Origin of the sequence: Paenibacillus cineris (genome assembly GCF_018333335.1) — a bacterium.
GTDB lineage: Bacteria > Bacillota > Bacilli > Paenibacillales > Paenibacillaceae > Paenibacillus_AQ > Paenibacillus_AQ favisporus.
In genome coordinates this window covers 3064845-3084906 of record NZ_BORU01000001.1, presented here as the reverse complement: position 1 = coordinate 3084906, position 20062 = coordinate 3064845, and the positions used below count along the sequence as shown (strand labels likewise).

General features: G+C 50.0%; 15 protein-coding genes. All 15 read left to right on the top strand.

The window, feature by feature from the left end; genetic code table 11:
- Positions 1-35 precede the first annotated feature (35 nt).
- The 15 genes from KI379_RS14320 to KI379_RS14255 all read left to right on the top strand — a co-directional run bounded on the left by KI379_RS14320 (position 36) and on the right by KI379_RS14255 (position 20001).
- A complete protein-coding gene (locus KI379_RS14320) occupies positions 36-1778 on the top strand; it encodes a DUF4838 domain-containing protein (protein WP_212983974.1) in 1743 nt (580 codons plus the stop codon).
- Between the two features lie 54 nt (positions 1779-1832).
- A complete protein-coding gene (locus KI379_RS14315; protein WP_084203662.1) occupies positions 1833-2822 on the top strand; it encodes an ABC transporter permease in 990 nt (329 codons plus the stop codon).
- A gap of 16 nt (positions 2823-2838) precedes the next feature.
- On the top strand, positions 2839-3747 hold the full coding sequence (locus tag KI379_RS14310; RefSeq protein ID WP_076164910.1) for a carbohydrate ABC transporter permease: 909 nt from the start codon (positions 2839-2841) through the stop codon (positions 3745-3747).
- A 22-nt stretch (positions 3748-3769) separates the two neighbouring features.
- Positions 3770-4744, top strand: a complete 975-nt coding sequence (locus KI379_RS14305) for a BadF/BadG/BcrA/BcrD ATPase family protein (RefSeq protein ID WP_212983973.1) — start codon at positions 3770-3772, stop codon at positions 4742-4744.
- Positions 4745-4798: 54 nt separating this feature from the next.
- Positions 4799-5527, top strand: coding sequence for a sugar isomerase domain-containing protein (locus KI379_RS14300; RefSeq protein WP_076164915.1), 729 nt, complete (start codon positions 4799-4801; stop codon positions 5525-5527).
- Between the two features lie 392 nt (positions 5528-5919).
- Complete coding sequence (locus tag KI379_RS34065) at positions 5920-6966, top strand: hypothetical protein (protein WP_244879290.1); 1047 nt, start codon at positions 5920-5922, stop codon at positions 6964-6966.
- 126 nt (positions 6967-7092) lie between these two features.
- Positions 7093-8175: a glycosyl hydrolase family 95 catalytic domain-containing protein gene (locus tag KI379_RS34060; protein ID WP_244879289.1), complete on the top strand. Its 1083-nt coding sequence runs from the start codon at positions 7093-7095 to the stop codon at positions 8173-8175.
- 22 nt (positions 8176-8197) lie between these two features.
- Positions 8198-10525 (top strand): helix-turn-helix domain-containing protein, encoded by a 2328-nt coding sequence (locus KI379_RS14290; protein ID WP_212983972.1) that lies wholly within the window; start codon positions 8198-8200, stop codon positions 10523-10525.
- A 153-nt stretch (positions 10526-10678) separates the two neighbouring features.
- Positions 10679-12328 (top strand): extracellular solute-binding protein, encoded by a 1650-nt coding sequence (locus tag KI379_RS14285; RefSeq protein ID WP_089547543.1) that lies wholly within the window; start codon positions 10679-10681, stop codon positions 12326-12328.
- Positions 12329-12406: 78 nt separating this feature from the next.
- On the top strand, positions 12407-13378 hold the full coding sequence (locus KI379_RS14280; protein WP_084203664.1) for an ABC transporter permease: 972 nt from the start codon (positions 12407-12409) through the stop codon (positions 13376-13378).
- Between the two features lie 13 nt (positions 13379-13391).
- Positions 13392-14282, top strand: a complete 891-nt coding sequence (locus KI379_RS14275) for a carbohydrate ABC transporter permease (protein WP_212983971.1) — start codon at positions 13392-13394, stop codon at positions 14280-14282.
- 29 nt (positions 14283-14311) lie between these two features.
- Entirely contained in the window at positions 14312-15436 is a 1125-nt protein-coding gene (locus tag KI379_RS14270) for a glycoside hydrolase family 88 protein (protein ID WP_212983970.1), read from the top strand.
- 182 nt (positions 15437-15618) lie between these two features.
- Positions 15619-17847, top strand: coding sequence for a chondroitinase-B domain-containing protein (locus tag KI379_RS14265; protein ID WP_212983969.1), 2229 nt, complete (start codon positions 15619-15621; stop codon positions 17845-17847).
- 260 nt (positions 17848-18107) lie between these two features.
- Positions 18108-18584 (top strand): GNAT family N-acetyltransferase, encoded by a 477-nt coding sequence (locus tag KI379_RS14260; RefSeq protein ID WP_212983968.1) that lies wholly within the window; start codon positions 18108-18110, stop codon positions 18582-18584.
- A gap of 157 nt (positions 18585-18741) precedes the next feature.
- Positions 18742-20001, top strand: coding sequence for an FAD-binding protein (locus KI379_RS14255; protein WP_212983967.1), 1260 nt, complete (start codon positions 18742-18744; stop codon positions 19999-20001).
- The last annotated feature ends 61 nt before the right edge of the window (positions 20002-20062 follow it).

Sequence of the window (20062 nt, the reverse complement as noted above, 5' to 3'; positions counted from 1 at the left end):
CGTATGATCAGAATTCAGGAAATGAGGGAAGATCCATGAAGAACGAATGGGTAATCATCGAGAACGGCTCGACGGATTGGACGATTGTTATTGGAGAGCAGGCCTCGCCTTCAGAGGTGTATGCAGGGGCTGAACTGCAGGCGTATTTGCGTGAAATTACCGGCGTAACGGTGCCGATCAAAAACGACGACGGTCCGCTCACGCCCCATGAAATCGTCGTGGGCTTCAATCTGCATATGGCTGATCTGGCGTCATCCATCGATTTTGAGAGGTTAGGCAATGACGGGTTCGTAATCCGCACGGCCGACAGCCGGCTTGTCATTGCCGGCGGAGCGCTGCGCGGGACACTGTACGGAGTGTACACCTTCCTGGAGGATCGCTTAGGTTGCAGATGGTTCAGCTCCAAGGTAAGCCGCATTCCGAAGCGAAGCCGCGTATCGCTGGGCCATATCGATATCGAGCAGGTTCCCGTGCTGGAATATCGCGAACCGTTTTTCTTCTGTGCCTTTGACGGCGATTGGGCGGCGAGAAACAAATCGAACGGCAACTTCCCTGAACTGGAAACCCGTCATGGGGGCAAGACGGAATACACTTCCTTGTTCGTACATACCTTTGATCACTTCATCCCGGTAAAAGAGCATTTCGATGCGCATCCTGAATACTTCTCGGAGGTTGGCGGCGAGCGGATTTCCGAAAAGACGCAGCTTTGTTTGACGAATCCCGAGGTACAGGAGCTGATGATCAACCGGGTCAAGGAGTATCTTGGCCAGCATCCGGAAACCCGCATTCTGTCCGTATCGCAAAATGACTGGTACAATCCCTGCCAATGCGCCGATTGCCGGGCAGTGGACGAATACGAAGACAGCTACAGCGGCAGCCTCATCCGGTTTGTGAATCGGGTAGCCGAAGCCATTGAGCACGAATATCCGGAGGTAGCCATTGATACGCTGGCTTACCAATATACTCGGAAGCCGCCGAAGTATGTACGTCCACGCCATAACGTGATCGTCAGGCTGTGCAGCATCGAATGCTGCTTTTCACATCCGCTGGAATCATGCCAGGAGCTGGCGTCTTTCAAAAGCCGGGCAGAATCCGGGGTTTCATTCGCTCAAGATCTCATTGAATGGGGCAAGGTATGCGGCCGTGTGTATATATGGGATTACGTTACGAACTTCTCGAATTATGTCATGCCATTTCCGAATATTCGGGTCCTGCAGCCTAACATCCAATTTTTCATTCGCAATCAAGTGAAGGGCATCTTCGAACAGGGCAGCTACGAAAAGGGGGGCGGCGGCGAATTTGCCGAACTGAGGGCATACGTGTTATCCAAGCTTCTGTGGAATCCGGATAGCGACGTCGATACGGCGATCAATGAATTTATGACCGGGTATTACGGCATGGCGGCAACGCCGCTGCGCCAATATATCGATATGCTGCATGACAAAGTGGAGCGGGAGCATATCCACACCGGAATTTACGATCCGCCGACGAGCGAGTATTTGTCGAAGGACCTGATCGAGCAAGCGGTGGCGCTGTTCGACCGGGCCGAAATGCTTGCCGATGACGAGGAAATCCTGCACCGGGTTCATGTTGCCAGACTTCCAATTCGCTACGTTCAGCTGTCCGCCATGCCGCAGGATGTCCCGAACCGGCAGGAGCTAATCGATCAGTTCTTCGCCGACGTTCAGGCTGAGGGCATTACCGCCTTATGGGAAGGACGCAGCCTGGAGAAATCCAAACAGATGATGGAAGAGGGATCCGTTTTTGTGCATGCATAGCAGACGGGACATGAGGAACAATCGATGATCGGTATTGGATTCTGAGTCCAGGAGGTGGGGAGCTTGCCTGCAAATCATCAATCGGAAGTGCTTGCGAATTCGGGCTCTGCGAAACGGGTGTGGAGAACACTTCGGCAGCAAAAGTTCTATCAAATAAGCGTTTTGATCGGCATCGCATATCTGCTTGTTTTTGCCTATGTGCCCATGGTCGGGCTCATCATTGCCTTCAAGAATTTCAAGTTATCGTCGGGAATTCCCGGATTTTTCACCAGTGAATGGGTCGGGTTTAAATGGTTTTTGGAGTTTTACCGCGACATCAGCTTTTGGCAGATTATCCGCAATACGGTCGTCATCAGTCTGCTGAAAATCCTGTTTACTTTCCCGATTCCGATCCTGTTTGCGATAGCGCTGAATGAAGTAAGAAAAGAAGGCTTGAAGCGCTTTGCGCAAACCGCAAGCTATCTGCCTCACTTTATATCATGGGTCGTGGTCTCGGGCATGCTGTTCTCCTTCCTGAACTCCCAAAACGGGGTCGTTAACCAGCTGCTAATGGTTGTCGGTCTGATCGATAAACCGATATCCTTTTTGGCGAGCGCTTCGTATTTTTGGCCGATGCTGGTGCTCAGCGATATTTGGAAGGAGATGGGCTGGTGGACGATCATATTTCTGGCGGCCATAGCCGGAGTCGATCCCACACTGCATGAGGCAGCGGTCGTGGATGGCGCGGGACGCATGCAGCGGATCTTGTACGTGACGCTTCCCAGCATTAAAACAACCATTATCGTCGTGCTGATCCTGGCATTAGGCAACCTGTTCGGCGGCGGGCTGGGCGGATCCAACTTTGAGCAGGCGTATTTGCTGGGGAATCCGGTGAATAACAGCGTTTCGGAGATCATACAGACCTATACCTTAAAAATGGGCCTGGCTCAAGGCAGATACTCATATGCGACAGCGATCGGCCTGATTCAATCCGTGATCTCGCTCACGCTGATTCTGGTCAGCAATTATTCCGCCAAAAAGGCGTCTGGCGTGGGACTTTTCTAACCGGGGGGAATAACCGATGAAACGCGGATTTCGACGTACCAGGGAAGATTACGTGATCGACGGCATCGTGTATACCATCTTGATCGTGGTTATGATCGCAACCATCTACCCATTCTACTATTCGCTCATTATTTCGCTGAATAACGGCATCGATGCCTCGCGGGGCGGGATCTTTTTATGGCCGCGCATGTTTACCTGGGATAACTATGAGGCGGTATTCTCTAATGACCAGCTAATCAAAGCGTACGGAGTCACGATTGCCAGAACACTGATCGGTACCGTATCCAGCCTTGCTTTTACCGCGCTGGTTGCCTACTGTCTCGCTCATAAGGGACTCATGTTCAAAAACTATTATTTTCTATTCTTTATCATTGCGATGTATTTCTCAGGCGGACTTATTCCTTACTTCATTCTGATTAAAAAGCTGCACTTGATGAACACGTTCGCCGTGTATATTATCCCGGACTTATTAAGCGTGTTTAATGTCATCATCATGATGTCCTTCTTTCGTGAACTGCCGGAGGCGCTGAAGGAATCCGCCAGGATCGACGGGGCGAGCGACTTGCGAACTTTTCTCAGGATCATGCTGCCGCTCTCCGCGCCTGTGCTTGCGACCATTGCCCTGTTCAACGGAGTGGGTCATTGGAATGCCTGGTTCGATTCCGCGTATTTCGTGAATGACAAAAGCTTGAAGACGGTATCGTTTATGCTGATGGAGCTGATCAACAAAGCGAACCTCACAGCAGTGACGGGCGCCAATACGGTGGATGCGCAGCGCAGTGCCACTTATGCAGCTCAGACTTTTACCGCGGAATCCATTCGCATGGCCACGATGATTATTGTTGTCATCCCGATTATATGCGTATATCCTTTCCTGCAAAAATATTTCGTCAAGGGCATCATGGTAGGTTCTGTGAAGGGCTGATGCCGGAAAGAGGGGGAGCGCCGTGGGATACTGCCTGAGCGTGGACGGCGGCGGAACGAAAATTATCGCTGTATTGTTCGATCACGATTGGAATTGCCTGGCCGTAGGTCGAAGCGGACCGATTAATCCGAATTTTACGAGGCTCAAAAAGGTCGAGGCCAATATGGAGGCATGCATCCGGGAATGCTTGAAGGAGCATCTACATATCAAGCTGGAGACAGTTTATGCGGCGATGCCCGGTCCAATCGATTTGCTCGCCGATGTCATAGGAAAATATGCACATGTCGGAGAGATGCATGCTTTCAGTGAAGGATATATGTGCTTGCTGGCAGGAATTCAGCGCCGACGAGGTATTGTAGCCTTGGCCGGTACAGGCTCCGGGATATTCGGCGTCAGGGAGGAAATCCAAACCCATCTTGGCGGATGGGGAAGTCATCTTGGCGATGAAGGCAGCGGATACGATATCGGGAGGCAGGGAATGATGGCCGCCATTCAAAGCTTTGAAGGCCGCGGGCCTGTGACGATGCTTCAGGAACTGATCATGCAGCGATGGCAGTTGAAGCATATGGGCGACATCATTTCCGTCATTTATGGCACGTCCGATACCCGTGAAGTCATTTCTTCATGTTCGCTGCTTGTTTCCAAAGCGGCGATGTCAGGGGACGAAGTGGCGCAGGGCATTTTTGCGGCAGCTGGAGAGAGCCTCGCCCTGCAAGTATGCGCGCTGATGAACCGGGACGCGTTCGATGAACAGACATGGGTCATGGCGGCGGGCAGCGTCTGGAAGGGGCATCCGCTCATGTTCACAAGGTTCAGGGAAGTCATTTGGGAGAAGCACCCGAAAACCCTGGCGGAAATGCCGTTGTTTGAGCCCGTCATGGGGGGCGTCGTCCATGAAGCGATGGGTACGGGAGCGGGCGACCCTTTGGATGGTCCGATGCTGCAGTGGTTGAAGTCGGCGTTCGAAGCGTTTCTCTATCAGCCGAAAGATATATAAAGAGCCGTAAGATTCAACCTTACCGCGCTTACTTATGATATGGAGGGGAAGAATATGAGAGGTCAATATTTTCAGAAGCTGAACAGCCTGATTGCCCAAATCGAACAAACCCAGGGGGAGGCCATGGGAGAAGCGGCTCAGGCAATCGCAAACGCGATGGAGGCCGGAAAATGCGTGCATTTGTTCGACACGGGACATATGCTGGATAGCGAGCTCGTCAACCGTGCGGGCGGACTCACCGCTTTTCGGGCTATGCGCTTTCAATTCGACGTGAACAACGAGGTTCGAGAGCGCGAAGAGGAGAAAGAGAAAGACCGCAGCCTCGAAGGGCTGATGGAGTACGTTCTCCGGGCAAGCCGGCTTCTTCCGGGCGATGTGCTCATTGTCGGCAGCGTATCCGGAAAAACGGTCTTTCCGGTCGATATAGCGCTTCATGCAAAGCAGATGGGAGCTTATGTCATCGCCTTAACGAGCATCACTTACTCCTCACTGCTGAAGAGCGAGCATTCCAGCGGGAAAAGATTATTCGAGGTTGCCGATCTTGTGATCGATAACTGCGCTCCTCCGCTGGACGCGATGCTGGAGGTGCCGGAATTAAACGCGTCCATCTGCCCGGCATCCGGTATCGCGGCCGCTTCCATCATGTGGGCCATCGAGGCCGAAGTGGTCGAACTTCTGCTACGGCAAAACTTGAAACCGTCGGTGTTGAAATCCATCAACTTCCCGGGAAGCGCGGAGTATAATGAAACAGCTTATCAAGCCTATGCCGAGACTTCATGTTAAACGGTCTGCGTTTAAAAATTCGAGCCGCCATTGGCGGCTTTTTTATGTTTTCACAATATATGTTCTTGTCAAAACCAGACGACAAGAACATATATGGTTAACCGTAATTGATATAGACTATCTATTACTTTATAAGAAAGCATCCTTAATAGGATAAGACAATGACCTTCAGCAAAAGTGTAAAAAACTCCAAAGAAATTCGTGACTTTTAGGATCCTGATACAAAAACCAAAACTGCCAGTAAACCAGAAGATGTATAATGTATTGGATAAGTAAAACCGCCTTGGATGAAGGTCGAGTCTTTTTGGTTGATTGATTATGTAAGCGGATACATACTGTAAGGCAGGTCTTTAGGTTATTACAACTACCCGAAAATAGAGGAGGAAAAGCAAATGAGCATGTGCATTCAAACCCACATCGATTGGCCCGCATTCTTGTCCCGTCACGATATGTTATGGCAAACCAAACCTATAAGCTGGGATGAAGGAGTTTTTATAGGCAACGGTCTTCTTGGAGCCATGATATATAGCGAGGAGCATCGGGATCAACGACATGTGCTGAGGTTCGTGCTGGGACGGACCGACGTGACGGCTTCGCGTGAAGGAGGGGCTAAGGCGTTTCCTGTACGGGTCCCTATTGGTGAGATCGCGTTGGAAATGGAGGGTTGGATCTATCAGCCTTGTGAGATTCGGCTTGATCTTTGGAATGCTGAAATGCGCGCGGTGATCCCTACGACGAAGGGAGAAGTCAGATTAAGGGCATTGATCCATGCCCTATATCCGGTTCTGGCCATTGAACTTGATAGCGATGAAGGTGAGCAAAGGGCGGAAATGAGATGGTATTCCTATCCTGAGGTCGATCCCATTCTGAAGAATACCGATGGAATCAACCTGAACCAGTACATACCGGAGATCACTGTCGAACGGACGGAAGAGGAAGGGACTGGCATCGGTGTTCAATCCTATGGCAAGGGCGAAGGCTGCACAACGGCTTGGAAGGTGCACAATTACGGAAGAGTGAAGGAAGGTAGCGGAGAATGCGAAAACGATGTGAGGTATCGCCGTTTATGCCTGTTGACGGTGGTCAACGGAATATCAAATGAAGACAGGGAAATTGCACGCCATGAACTTGAGAATGTGCCCCAGGAAGATTTGACTTCGTGGATAGCCGAACATCGCCGTTGGTGGCATGACTATTATCCGGCAAGCTTTATCTCGATTCCGGACACGCAGCTCGAGAGCTTTTATTGGATCCAAATGTACAAACTGGCCTCTGCAACAAGAAAAGATCTCCTTCCAATAGATAACCAGGGCCCGTGGATGACCTCAACGCCATGGCCGGGATTATGGTTTAATATGAACGTTCAGATGAGCTATTCACCGGTATATACCGCGAACCGTCTTGAGCTCGGACAATCCCTTATTTCTTCGCTGCGGTAGCATCAGGAGCAATTAATTCGTAACGTTGACAAATCTTTCCGCAGCGATTCGGCTGGCCTGAGGCGAAGCAGCAGCTATGATCTGAACAGCCCGGTTGAAGATGAGGTCGGAAATTTAACGTGGATCATGCATAATTGCTGGAGACAGTACCGCTATTCGATGGACGAGACGCTGCTCCGTGATTTTGTTTATCCGCTGTTGCGGCGAAGCATCTGCCTCTATATGCATCTTCTGGAGGAAGGTCCGGACGGCAGACTCCATCTGCCACCTACGGTATCGCCTGAATACGGCTCGTTTAAACAACTCAAGACCCCCGATGCTCATTACGACCTCTCCCTGCTGCGCTGGGGCTGCGAAACACTGCTGTATGCTGCCAAAAGGATGGGGATCGAAGATCCGCTGCAGGCGCGCTGGGCCGATATTCTTGCCAGGCTTACGCCGCTGCCGGTAGACCAAACAGGATACAAAATCGGAAGGGATCTCAGCCTGGAATTCGGCCATCGTCATTTCAGTCATTTGCTGGCTGTATTCCCTCTGCATATTACCGGAAATTCTGAGGAGGAACGGCAGCTCGCCATTCGTTCCCTCAGACATTGGATAGCCAAGGAAGGTGATCTGCGTGGGTTCAGCTTCACCGGAGCCGCTTCTATTGCAGCAGCCATGGGTCTGGGCGATGAAGCACTAGCCTATTTGCGAAGCTTAATGCATTTGATTAAACCAAATACGATGTATAAAGAGGCGGGTCCGGTCATCGAGACGCCTTTAGCCGGGGCGGAAGCGATTCATGACATGCTGCTGCAAAGTTGGGGGAACATCATCCGGGTATTTCCTGCGGTTCCGGAGACGTGGCAGGAGGCTGTTTTTCACAATTTGCGTGCTGAAGGAGGATTCCTTGTAAGCGCTGCCTCGAAGGCGGGACAAACGACTTTTATCCGCATCCAGAGTCTTGCCGGGGAGCCATGCAGATTGCTAACAGATCTTGCAAATTCGGAACAAGGGTTTGTGATCGAAATTCAAGGTAAGAGGACCCAATATATATTACATGAGGATAGATCGATCGAAATTGTGCTGAAATCTGGCGATGAGGCCGTACTGTATATTTCAGACGGTGAGGAGCCACGGGTAATTGCACCTGTGCCGGCTGAGCCGGGCATGCAGCACTTTTTTGGAAGCAGGAAGCCATGGCGATTGTATGGATTCCCGAAATAAGCCCAGGGAGGCATGAATGATCATGTTTAAGCAGCTGCGCAAGTACAACCGAAGCGTGATAGTGACTTGGCTCATTTCCTATATTACCGTGTTAATGGTGCCCATTCTCATCAGTATTGTTCTGTATTTCATTACCTATCAACAGGTCAAGACGGAAACAAACCGTTCGAATGCGTTGTTATTGGAACAGATGGAGATGTCGATTGACAGCAAGCTGAAAGGGCTGGAGCAGCTGAGCCTGGAGATTGCTTTAAACCGGAATATCTCCAGCTTTTCGAGTGTCGATCCCCCGCTCAGCGATGCTCAATATTATGATTTGTTCCAAATTTCCGAAAGCCTGCGCACGTATAAAAATGCGAATGATTACATTGAGCAAATTTATGTCATGTATACAAACAGTGATACGGTGATCTCCACCTACGATCATATGAACCGCCAGGGTTTGTTTCAAAAGCTGCGCCAGCAGGACGATACCTCTTTTGAACAATGGAATAGCTTATTTGAGCGAAAATATGTAAACGGCTATACGCCGATGACGTTTTGGGATGGAGGGACTTCAACGCCGGTTGTTGTGTTTGCAAGATCCCTTGTTTTTAACACACCGGGGCAGCCGCCGGCAATCGTACTGTTTGTCATGAAGGATTCGAAATTAATCGAAAGCGCCCCGCGGCATCCGGATGCAAGGATGTTTATTCTGGATACAGAGAGCCGGTATATCGCTGCTCAGACAGATCCAGGTCTCCTGCCGCAGCATCTCAGCTACGGGGAGCTTCGGGATCAGCAGGGCATCGTGTATAAAGATGTGCAGGAGCAGCAAGCAGCCGTTTCCTATATCACTTCAAAAATAACGGGCTGGAAATACGTTTCCGTATTACCGGCATCCCTCTTTAACGAGAAAATGCAGTATATGCGCAAGCTCATATGGATCAGTATCGGAATGTGCTTCCTGGTTGGAGGCGTAATTTGCGTCCTTTTTCTGCGGAAAAATTATATGCCGATCCAAGTGATGCTACAAAGTCTTTCGCATAAATTCGGATTGCGTTTTGACGGAGGTTCAAGTGAATATTCCTTCCTACAAGGGGCCATTCAGCATTATTTTACGGAGAAGGAAGATATGCGTGCGCGTTTAGACCAGCACCGTAACACGATTCGGGCCCATCTCATCCGCAGGCTTCTTAAGGGATCCATAGAAAAGGAGGCTCTTCTTCACGAATCCCTTGCTGCCCATCATATTGAGTTCTCATCCGACCGATTTGTGGTCATTCTCATGTCCGTGGACGGTTTCGGGAAATTCGAACAGTACGGCCAGAACGGCCTGTCGGATCAAAAGGAGCAGATGCTGCATTTTATTCTGACAAATGTCCTGGTGGATGCAGCAGCGGATGATGCCGCTATATACACGACGGAAATGAATGATGTTCTTGCATGTATTGTGAATTTTCATAAAAGCGATTCTGAAGAGCGGGAGCGGCTTACTCTGCATCGCATATCCGCTCAGGTTCGTGAATTTATGCAGGAACAGATGCAGGTTGAGCTGACGATCGCGGTTGGAGAGGTTTATTCAGACATCTATGGAATCGCGCAGTCCTATCATGAGGCACTGGATGCCCTGGAGTATCGGATTGTACTTGGAAGCGGACAGTTCATCCGGTATCGGGATACGCAATTGAATCAGGCGCCGCCGCATCATTATTATTTCCCACTCAGCGTCGAACAGCAGCTCATCTATGTAGTAAAGAGCGGAAATTACGCGAAGGCTGAGGCGCTGATCGAAGATATTTTCCAGAAAAACTTCACGGGACACCCGGTATCCGTTCCACTTGCCAAATGCTTAATGTATAACATGGCCAGCACGATGCTTAATACGGTTGATGAAGTCAGCGTTACCGGCAAACGATCGCTGGAGGCGCATCTCTTGGATGTAGAACCGCTCCTTTCATGTGAGCACGTCCCGCAAATGAAGGAACAATTGAAGGTCAAGCTGAGTCAGGTCTGCAGCTGGATTCAAGCCGAGAAGCGGGATCACCACCGCTATTTAATTGAAGATGTACAGCGCTACATAGAGAACCATCTGCACGATCCGAATTTGAATATTTCCATGATCGGAGATGTATTCCGGATGACCCCGTCCTATATCTCGCGTCTTTATAAAGATCATACGGGAGAAGCGCTGCTGGACACGATTAACCGTTCGCGTCTGGCCGAAGCCAAAAACCTCCTGAAGCATAACAAGCTGACCGTCAATGAAGTCGCTGGCCGTGTCGGTTATGCGGATGTCAGCACGTTTGTACGAACCTTTAAAAAGTTTGAAGGCATGACTCCCGGAGCATTCCAAAAGGCGGCGCAATGACGCAGAGGACAGACAAGATCACGGTTTTTTAAGGAATTGCCTATCATTTTATGTTTTGTCTATGTTCACTTTCGCGGATTTGTTGAACAATGGCTTCGGATACTTTGTTTTGAAAGGGTATTCATCATACTATCCTGAATCGGGGGAATGGCAATGGATCGACGTTTGCGGATAGGCAAAATCTTAATAAGGCGTTTTAAAGCGGGTGTCTCTTCTGTCCTGCTCATGAGTTTGATCCTGGCGGGATGCTCAACAGGAAGCACCGAGGAGGGTGAACCGAAAGATCAAGCGGGCGCTTCCTCAGATATCGGTTCGACCTATCCGCTGAAGACGAGCGAAGGGTTCACATCATGGGAAGCTTTGAACAATAATGCCGTCACCTTCTATTCCAATCTAGCCGAAACACCATTTGGAAAGGCGCTTGCGGAGAAAACAGGAGTGAACGTGAAGTATGTCCATCCGAATGATCAGCAGACGAAGGAACAATTTAATCTGATGATCGCTTCTGATGAGCTGCCGGATACGGTCGAATATGACTGGACCGGGCGAAGCGCAGGCTCGTATCCGGGGGGACCGGAGAAGGCGATCAAAGATGGGGTCATTCTGGAACTCAATGATCTCATTGATAAGTATGCGCCAAACCTCAAGAAAAAGCTGGAAGCAGACAAGGAACTCGACAAGATGGTGAAAACGGACAGCGGCAAATATTACGTATTTCCGATGATCCGCAACCCGTCCGGGCTGGTATTCCGGGGACCGATCATTCGAAAAGACTGGCTCGACGACTTGAATTTGCCTGTACCTACCACAATTGCGGAATGGGAAACCACGTTAAAAGCTTTCAAAGATCAGAAAGGGGCGAAAGCTCCGCTTAGCGTCACGTACACGGGAGGAAATTTTGAAATCCGGGATGCTTTTATCGGTGCCTACCATACGTCCAACTCTTTTTATATTGATGACGAGGGCAAGGTGAAGTATGGTCCGGTCGATCCACAGTACAAGGATTTTCTGGCGTTGTTCCGCAAATGGTTTGCCGAAGGCTTGTTCGATAAGGATTTTGCACTTACGGACGGCAAAGCTCTGGATAACAAGATTTTGACCGGCCAGACCGGAGCAACGGTATCGCTGCTGAGCGGCGGCCTTGGAAAGTGGATGGATGCTATGAAGAAACAGGACCCGAAGTTTAAATTGGTGGGTGCCCCTTATCCAACGATTCAGAAAGGTGAGGTTCCGTTTACGGGTCAGCGTGATTTCAAATACAACCCCGGTCCAAGCAAAGCGATTACCACCGCCGCCAAAAATCCGGAATTGGTCGCAAGGTGGCTGGACTATGCATACAGCGATGAAGGTGCCATGCTGTTCAATTTCGGCATTGAAGGCGAGAGCTATTCGATGGACAACGGAACTCCAGTGTATACCGATTTGATCAAAAATAACGAGAAATACAGCCTGCAGCAAATGGTATCCCAATACTCCAAACCGAATGGTCCGTATGAAGCGGATGAGCGCCGCAATTGGAATACGTTCCCTGAGCAGGATGAGGCCGTTAAAATATGGTCTCAGACAGACGCGGAAAAGCACACACTGCCCGCTTTCCTCACCCCAACGGACGAGGAGAGCAAGGAGCTCGGCAAAATCTTGACGGACGTAAGCAACTATAAGGAAGAGATGTTCGTGAAGTTCATCGTTGGGAAGGAACCGATGGAGAATTATGATGCTTACGTCGCACAGATTAAGAAGCTCGGGATTGATCGGGCGGTCGAAATCTATCAGAATGCGCTGGATCGGTATAACGAGCGGTAAGTGTTGATCAGCCCGGAGGAGGGCGATAACCGCCCGATTCTTCTGGGCTTTAGATTGATCATGAGGAGTGACAACGGGATGGCGAAACATCCGCCTCAAGAGCAGCATGCGGCTCTATTGACTACTTCCGGAAGCAGGAGCCTGATCCACTGGGGAATTCTGAAGGATATCCGAAGAAATCCTTGGCTCTATATCATGCTGACACCGGTGCTGCTCTATTTCACTATTTTTCACTATTATCCGATGTACGGCGCCCTGATAGCTTTCAAAGATTTTTCCCCGCGATTAGGAATCATGGGAAGTCCATGGGTAGGCTGGGAACACTTCGAGTCCTTTTTTGAAGGCATTTATTTCTGGCGTGTCATTAAAAATACGTTATTAATCAGCTTCTATGAGCTGCTATTTGGATTTCCCGCTCCCCTGATTCTCGCCCTTCTGCTGAATGAAGTGAGAAAGACGGTATTTAAACGGACCGTCCAGACCTTTACCTATATGCCGCATTTTATATCGCTTGTTGTCGTTTGCGGCATGATCAAAGAATTTACGATGAGTGATGGGATTATTAACGACCTGCTGGCGTTGTTGGGCTGGGAGCGGGTTTCTTTACTGCTTGAATCCCAATATTTCCGTACGATCTTTGTCTCATCAGGAATTTGGCAAAATATCGGATGGGGGACCATTATCTATTTGGCGGCGTTAGCCGGTATCGACCAGGAGCAGTATGAAGCGGCAAAAATGGACGGCGCAAGCCGCTGGAAGCAAATGCTCCATGTGACATTGCCGGGAATTATGCCCACCATCATCATCCTGTTCATTCTGGAAATGGGAAGAGTCATGAATGTGGGAGGGGAGAAGATCATTCTCCTATACAATCCGTCCACCTATGAAACCGCGGATGTGATTAGTTCTTATGTGTACCGTGTAGGACTGCAGGAGTTCGATTACAGCTTCAGTTCGGCCGTAGGACTGTTCAATTCGGCCATCAACTTTATGCTGGTCATCTGCTCCAACTGGTTGAGCCGGAAGATGAACAATACGGGCTTATGGTAGGAGGAACTTGCTCATGAAACGAAGAATCGGCCGACCATCCCTAGGTGAGAGAGCATTCGATGCCTTTAACTATACTTTATTAACGGTTATCACCATCTTTACGGTTTACCCTTTGGTCTATGTTTTATTCGCTTCTCTAAGCGATCCGACGCTGTACATGCAGCATTCCGGGATATTATGGAGACCGTTAAAATTCAGTTTTCATGCTTACGAGCTGGTGTTTGAAAACCCAATGATTGTTAAGGGCTATGTCAATACCTTCATTATTCTTGCCGGCGGACTTGTCCTCAATATCATCTTAACAGCCTTTGGGGCGTATGCGTTATCGCGCAAGGGACTACGTTACCGTAAGCCGCTCATGCTGTTTATCGTATTTACGATGTTTTTTAATGGAGGCCTGATTCCTTTATATTTCACGGTAAAAGGGCTTGGCCTGACGAACTCGCTGTGGTCTCTGATGATCCCTCAGGCGATTTCGGCCTTTAATCTGATTATTATGAGGACGGCGTTCGAGGCTGTGCCTGACAGCCTGGAGGAATCGGCAAAGATCGATGGGGCGAATGAGTTCGTCATTCTCTTCCGGATCATGATCCCGCTCTGTATGCCGGTGATGGCAGTGATGCTGCTTTACTACGGGGTCAGCCACTGGAATTCATGGTTTAACGCAATGATCTATCTGCAGGACCGATCCCTATATCCGCTTCAGTTGGTTCTTCGCGAGCTGCTGCTGCTCAATGATGCCAGCTCCATGGCCACCGGAGCCAGCGGTGGAGAGGTTGCCATTATCGGTGAAACGCTCAAACACGCGACGATTATCGTGGCCACCGTTCCGATTCTGCTGGTCTATCCATTTCTGCAGAAGTATTTTGTCAAAGGGGCCTTGATTGGGGCGATTAAGGGATAAAAAAGTTGAGTAGCCAAGGGAGGTTTACGATGAATAAGCTCGGAAGCGTAAATGACAAGCATTTGGAGACATGGTGGAGGCAGGCTCAGCAAAAAGTGGAACGTTTGATGCAAAAGGAACCCCTGCTTGCGCCGCATGCGGCAAAATCCGGAGAATACGACGGGTTGACATTGGATAACTGGATATCGGGGTTTTGGCCGGGAATGCTGTGGATTTATTACGATATGACAGGAGATCAAAGGTACCTAGATGCAGCTTGGGACTGGGACATCCGAATGGAGCGGCTGACGCTGGAGGAGAACCGTTTTCATCATGATGTCGGATTTCAATATTTGCCGACCTCGATTCTGAAATATAAGCTAACCGGCGACGCCGATGGCAGAAGGAGGGGTTTGGCAGCTGCCAACTTTCTGGCAGGCCGGTTCAACCTGGCTGGCCAGTACCTGCGGGCTTGGAACCGCGATCTCCCGGGATGGGCAATCATCGATTGTCTCATGAATTTGTCCATTCTGTTGTGGGCGGCAGACGAGAGCGGGGATCCGAGATTCAGCCATATAGCCAAAGCGCATGCCGACATGGCCTTACGGTATATGGTCCGGCCCGACGGTTCTACCTGCCATGTGGCCGTGTTTGATCCCGCGAGCGGCGAGCTGCTGGAATATAAAGGCGGGCAAGGCTATGCTCCGGATTCCTGCTGGTCCAGAGGGAATGCTTGGGCATTATACGGCATGGCAAACCTATACCGGTACACGAGGGAACACGAATATCTGCAGGCATCGCAGCGGGTGGCACACCACTTTATCGCTTCATTGCCGGAGGATATGGTTCCGCCTTGGGATTTCCGTGTTCCGAACCAGGAGACCGAGCCTCGGGATACCTCTGCTGCGGCCATTGCCGCTTCAGGTCTGCTGGAGCTTGCGGAATTAACATCTCCCGAAGTGGGGGCTGTATATCATCATGCAGCCACACGTATTATCGCTTCTTTATCTGAACGCTATTCCACTTTCGGCGACGATGAGCACGAAGGGATTCTGCATAGCGCGACAGGGCATAAGCCGGAAGGGGTCAATGTCAATGTATCCTTGATCTACGGGGATTATTATTATGTGGAGGCGCTCGCGAAATTACGGGGCTGGTCTCACCGTGTGTTTTAGTACTTTACACCGTTAATTTTAGAAAGAGGTGGAGCGTGTTGAGTACGTTACTGAAAAAAACGATCAGGCAGAGGCTTACGGGCAGAGTAGGGATAGGACTTTTACTGACGTTGTTATTAGGGTCATTAACGTTACAACCTTCACAGGTGAATGGAGCAGCGAATGAAACGGGAGGCAGCCATATGAAACTAGCAGTGAGCGGTGTGACGGCCAGCTCATACCAGCCGAACACGAATTATGTACCTGAAAAGGTCGTGGATGGGATCTGGGGAGAAGACGCAGACAGCCAGCAAAGCCGCTGGTCTGCATCCGGGCAAGGGGAATGGCTTCAGTTTGACCTGGGACAGCCGCAAAAGGTAACTTATGCGAACATCGCTTTTTTAAACGCACGGGAACGGCTTTCCAGCTTTGAAATCACTGCATCGGATACGCCTGATTTCGAGACGGGGACCGTCGTTCTTGGCAGGCAGTCCAGCCGTCAGCTCCAGCCGGAGGAGAGCATCCTGCAGACCTATGTGTTTGATCATCCGGTGAAGGCGAGATACCTCCGTCTTACGGGATATGGAAACAGTGCCAGCGGAAGCTCGGGAAATTGGAACAGCATTATGGAAGTGGAGCTGTATGCAGGAAACCCGCCGGAGACAGGGGAACCGGCCCCTCCTCCATCTGACGCGGGAAGTGTTAAGGAAGGGGAGGTCAAACCTCCTGAATTCAATCATATTAAGGTCCGGACGGCCAAGGAGCTGCAGTCGGCCCTTGATGAAGCCGTCAGTGGAACATGGATTGAGCTTCAGCATGGCAGCTATGAACAAAATGGCCCGTTCGTCATTAAAGAAAAGCATGGTACCGCAGCGTATCCGATCCGGGTAACGGTAGCGAAATCCGGCAAAGCGGTGATTACAGGGAACAGCTACATGCACATTGAGAATTCCAGCTACATTGAGGTAACGGGACTCCAATTCCGGAATGGCATCGGAGATGAGACGGGAGATCAAACCCTGGTCGAACGCGGATTAGAAAACCGCTCCTTGACGGGTGTCCATCCTGGCGTGCAGCTGCAGAGCTCCAGCCATATCTCCATTGTGGGGAACACCTTCGCGCTCGATGAGACCGGTCAGCCGTACCGGTTCAAGGCAGATAAGCGTTCCGTGTGGTGCCTGGTCAACATCAAGGGGAGCTGCCGCTATGGAGAAAACAGCTATGATCCGAGCGGTGAAGTTTATAGCGGGTCGACACCGTATGAAGATGATAAGCTGTTAACCGACAATGGAACCAACCGACATTATATCCGGGTCGAAGGTACGAGCAGCCATAACCGGATCGCTTATAACGACATCGGTCCCAAGAAGGGATTTGGCGCTGTGGTGATCTATGACGGCGAGGGCCACAGCGGGCAGAGCATTTCACAATACGATGTGATTGAATACAATCATTTTCACGATATCGGCCCCCGGGTCAGCAACGGCCTGGAAGCGATTCGCCTCGGGTTATCCAGCTTGTCATTATCCTCAGGCTATGTGACAATCCAGCATAATCTATTTGACGGGTTAAACGGCGAAGACGAAATTATTTCGGTAAAAAGCAGCGATAACATTATCCGCTACAATACGGTGCGCAATTCGTATGGCGGGATCGTATCCCGTCATGGGAACCGCAACCGCTTCTATGGCAATTTTATTGTCGGCGATGGAAAAACGGCTGGGCTCAGCGGCTTCCGGATCTATGGCAACGACCATCAAATCTTCAACAATTACATGGAGGGGCTAACGGATAAAATTATCCGCCTTGACGGCGGCACGCATGACGGGGGGCCGGAAGGCGGAACGAACCCGACCGTCCGCTGGGGCGGAGAGAATGAACAAACCGCTGTATTAAACAGCCTTCCGGAGGAGGAAAGAACAGAGCTGCTGCGTGGACACTGGCGGCAGTATAACGTCCAAATCTACCATAATACGATTGTGAATGTCGGTAACAACACGCCTGTGTTTACCCTCGGTGGAAGAACGTATCAGCCGGTTGGGACGAAGATCTATAACAATCTGATCTTCAGCCATGCGGGCACCATGTTTACTGAGACGGAAGCTATGATGAAAGCACCGGCTCAGGAACGACCCGAATACAAAGGGAACAAGGTAGAAGGCATTGCGCCTATTTCGAACAATTCCGTTGTTGGCGGGGCAATCCGCAAAGAGGATCTGAGGCTGGTCCGCGGTAATGACGGGTTAATCCGGTTGTCGGTATACAGTCCGGCCATCGATGCGGCCATCAGCCCGCTGCTGGCTCTGGACGACATGGACGGTCAGATGAGATACGCGCCGGATGTGGGCGCAGATGAATATAGCTCTGGCAAATCCATAACCAATCGGCCGCTCACGACCATTGATGTTGGACCCCAGGCATTAATGAAATAACACGCTTCCAACGGCAAGTAAATGAAATTCCGTAGCAATACAGAATGCAGTTAGTAAATGAAAAGGCCAACTCGGTTAACGAGTTGGCCTTAATTTTTGTAAATACCTTACCACAGCATGTGGTGACGACACCTATTAGGACACTTGCATGCCATCCAGACAAAAATGTAACTTGGCCGCTAATCTGCATTATATCTGCAATATATTCGTCAACCCAGGGTAATAAGAAGTATCTGCGCCGTGTAAGGGAGGAACTAGATATGCAGTGGAAAATAAGAGAGGCGAAACCGGAGGACTTTGATGCGATCAACGAGCTCGTTGGTCAATTATACAGCATCCATGCAAAGAACCGGCCGGACATCTACAGACCTTGCGATAAACCGCTCGATTACGATTATTATATTTCAATGTTGAACGACGACAACGTAAAGGTCTTCATCGGGGAAGACGGTGACCGAATAATCGCCTACACCATATTACTTTTCATGGATGCACCGAAGAGGGCTGCTTATGTAGAACGAAAATATATCGAATTAGACCATATCTGTGTGTCAGAAGAATACCGAGGGAACGATATCGGAAGCAAGTTTATCGACTATATTAAAGAGCTCGCAAAATCGCAGCAGTTTAGCAGTATCGAATTGCATGTAGCGGAATTCAATGAAGATGCGATCGGATTTTATGAAGCCAAAGGATTCAAACCGAGAAGCAGGACGCTGGAATTGCCTATCGTATAAATCGCGCGACTAACCAAGTACAAGGTTCGAGTTTAAGCATGACTACTACTTTCAAAGGTTAATGAAGCTACCGGGCAGGATTGTGGAATGCTATGCCGAATACCTCAATAATCAAGTTGATTCAGACAAAAATTTGCATTTTAAATAGGAGAGTCGTATGGGAGATCAGTTGAACTGGGCCGGGAACTATCGCTACAGCTCGTTGGAGCTGCTTGAGCCTAAAAATCTGGAAGAGGTTAAGGATCTGGTAGTTAACCGCAGAAGCATACGCGTGCTTGGGTCGAGGCACTCTTTTAACGGGATTGCCGATACCCGTGGCAGCCATCTCTCGCTTCGAAAGATGGATCGGGTCATCGACCTCGACCGTGAACAGAACATCGTAACTGTCGAGGGTGGCATTCGGTATGGCGATCTGTGCCGCTATTTAAATGATCGTGGCTGCGCATTGCATAATTTAGCGTCGCTTCCGCACATTAGTGTGGCTGGTGCCGTCGCGACAGCTACCCACGGCTCGGGCGTCCATAATGCAAGCCTGGCGTCTTCTGTCCGTGCTATTGAGCTAATCAAATACGATGGAGAAGTTACGGTGCTTACGCGAGGGGTTGATCCCGAGTTTGATGGGGCGGTCGTCGGGCTTGGCGGACTGGGAGTCGTCACTAAGCTTACACTGGACTTAGTACCTTCGTTTCAGGTAAGTCAGACCGTATATGAACGTCTTCCTTTTTCTGCACTGGATAGTGACATCGAAGACATTTTATCTGCCGCATACAGTGTCAGCTTGTTTACGAATTGGGCAGAGCCCATATTCAATCAAGTGTGGGTAAAACGAAAGCTGGGAGCAAACGGGGAGGATGAGGCACCATCCCATTTCTTCGGGGCTTTACCCGCTCCGGAAAAACGGCATATGGTTTCTGGTCAATCTGTCATAAACTGTAGCGAGCAGTTAGGCGCTCCGGGACCATGGTACGAACGGCTGCCTCATTTCCGCATGGATTTTACCCCCAGCGCGGGCAACGAACTGCAAAGTGAATACTTCATTCCGAGGCGGCATGCGCTCGAAGCGATACATGCGCTAGGTAAACTGAGTGATCGAATTGCGCCTCTGCTCTTCATTTCCGAGATACGAACAATTGCTTCGGATTCTTTCTGGATGAGCCCATGCTACTATCAAGACAGCGTTGGTTTGCATTTTACATGGAAGCCGGAATGGGAGCGGGTACGCCAGTTACTTCCGCTTATCGAACATGAACTGGAACCGTTTGGAGTACGACCGCATTGGGCGAAGCTGTTTACGATGGAGCCGGAAAGATTACAAGCCCGGTATGAGCGGTTGGCGGATTTCCGTCAGTTGCTGCTTCGATACGATCCAACCGGGAAGTTTCGGAATTCGTTCCTGGATCATTACATTATGAATTAATGTAAAGTATTAATGACTTATCTAGAAAATGTGATTGACCTCCACTTCTTGCAATAAGGGA

What these genes read in the sequence shown, in the direction of transcription:
- KI379_RS14320 (WP_212983974.1), top strand. Translation starts at nt 36, where the DNA reads ATGAAGAACGAATGGGTAATCATCGAGAACGGCTCGACGGATTGGACG.
- KI379_RS14310 (WP_076164910.1), top strand. Translation starts at nt 2,839, where the DNA reads ATGAAACGCGGATTTCGACGTACCAGGGAAGATTACGTGATCGACGGC.
- KI379_RS14300 (WP_076164915.1), top strand. Translation starts at nt 4,799, where the DNA reads ATGAGAGGTCAATATTTTCAGAAGCTGAACAGCCTGATTGCCCAAATC.
- KI379_RS34065 (WP_244879290.1), top strand. Translation starts at nt 5,920, where the DNA reads ATGAGCATGTGCATTCAAACCCACATCGATTGGCCCGCATTCTTGTCC.
- KI379_RS34060 (WP_244879289.1), top strand. Translation starts at nt 7,093, where the DNA reads ATGCATAATTGCTGGAGACAGTACCGCTATTCGATGGACGAGACGCTG.
- KI379_RS14290 (WP_212983972.1), top strand. Translation starts at nt 8,198, where the DNA reads ATGTTTAAGCAGCTGCGCAAGTACAACCGAAGCGTGATAGTGACTTGG.
- KI379_RS14285 (WP_089547543.1), top strand. Translation starts at nt 10,679, where the DNA reads ATGGATCGACGTTTGCGGATAGGCAAAATCTTAATAAGGCGTTTTAAA.
- KI379_RS14280 (WP_084203664.1), top strand. Translation starts at nt 12,407, where the DNA reads ATGGCGAAACATCCGCCTCAAGAGCAGCATGCGGCTCTATTGACTACT.
- KI379_RS14275 (WP_212983971.1), top strand. Translation starts at nt 13,392, where the DNA reads ATGAAACGAAGAATCGGCCGACCATCCCTAGGTGAGAGAGCATTCGAT.
- KI379_RS14270 (WP_212983970.1), top strand. Translation starts at nt 14,312, where the DNA reads ATGAATAAGCTCGGAAGCGTAAATGACAAGCATTTGGAGACATGGTGG.
- KI379_RS14265 (WP_212983969.1), top strand. Translation starts at nt 15,619, where the DNA reads ATGAAACTAGCAGTGAGCGGTGTGACGGCCAGCTCATACCAGCCGAAC.
- KI379_RS14260 (WP_212983968.1), top strand. Translation starts at nt 18,108, where the DNA reads ATGCAGTGGAAAATAAGAGAGGCGAAACCGGAGGACTTTGATGCGATC.
- KI379_RS14255 (WP_212983967.1), top strand. Translation starts at nt 18,742, where the DNA reads ATGGGAGATCAGTTGAACTGGGCCGGGAACTATCGCTACAGCTCGTTG.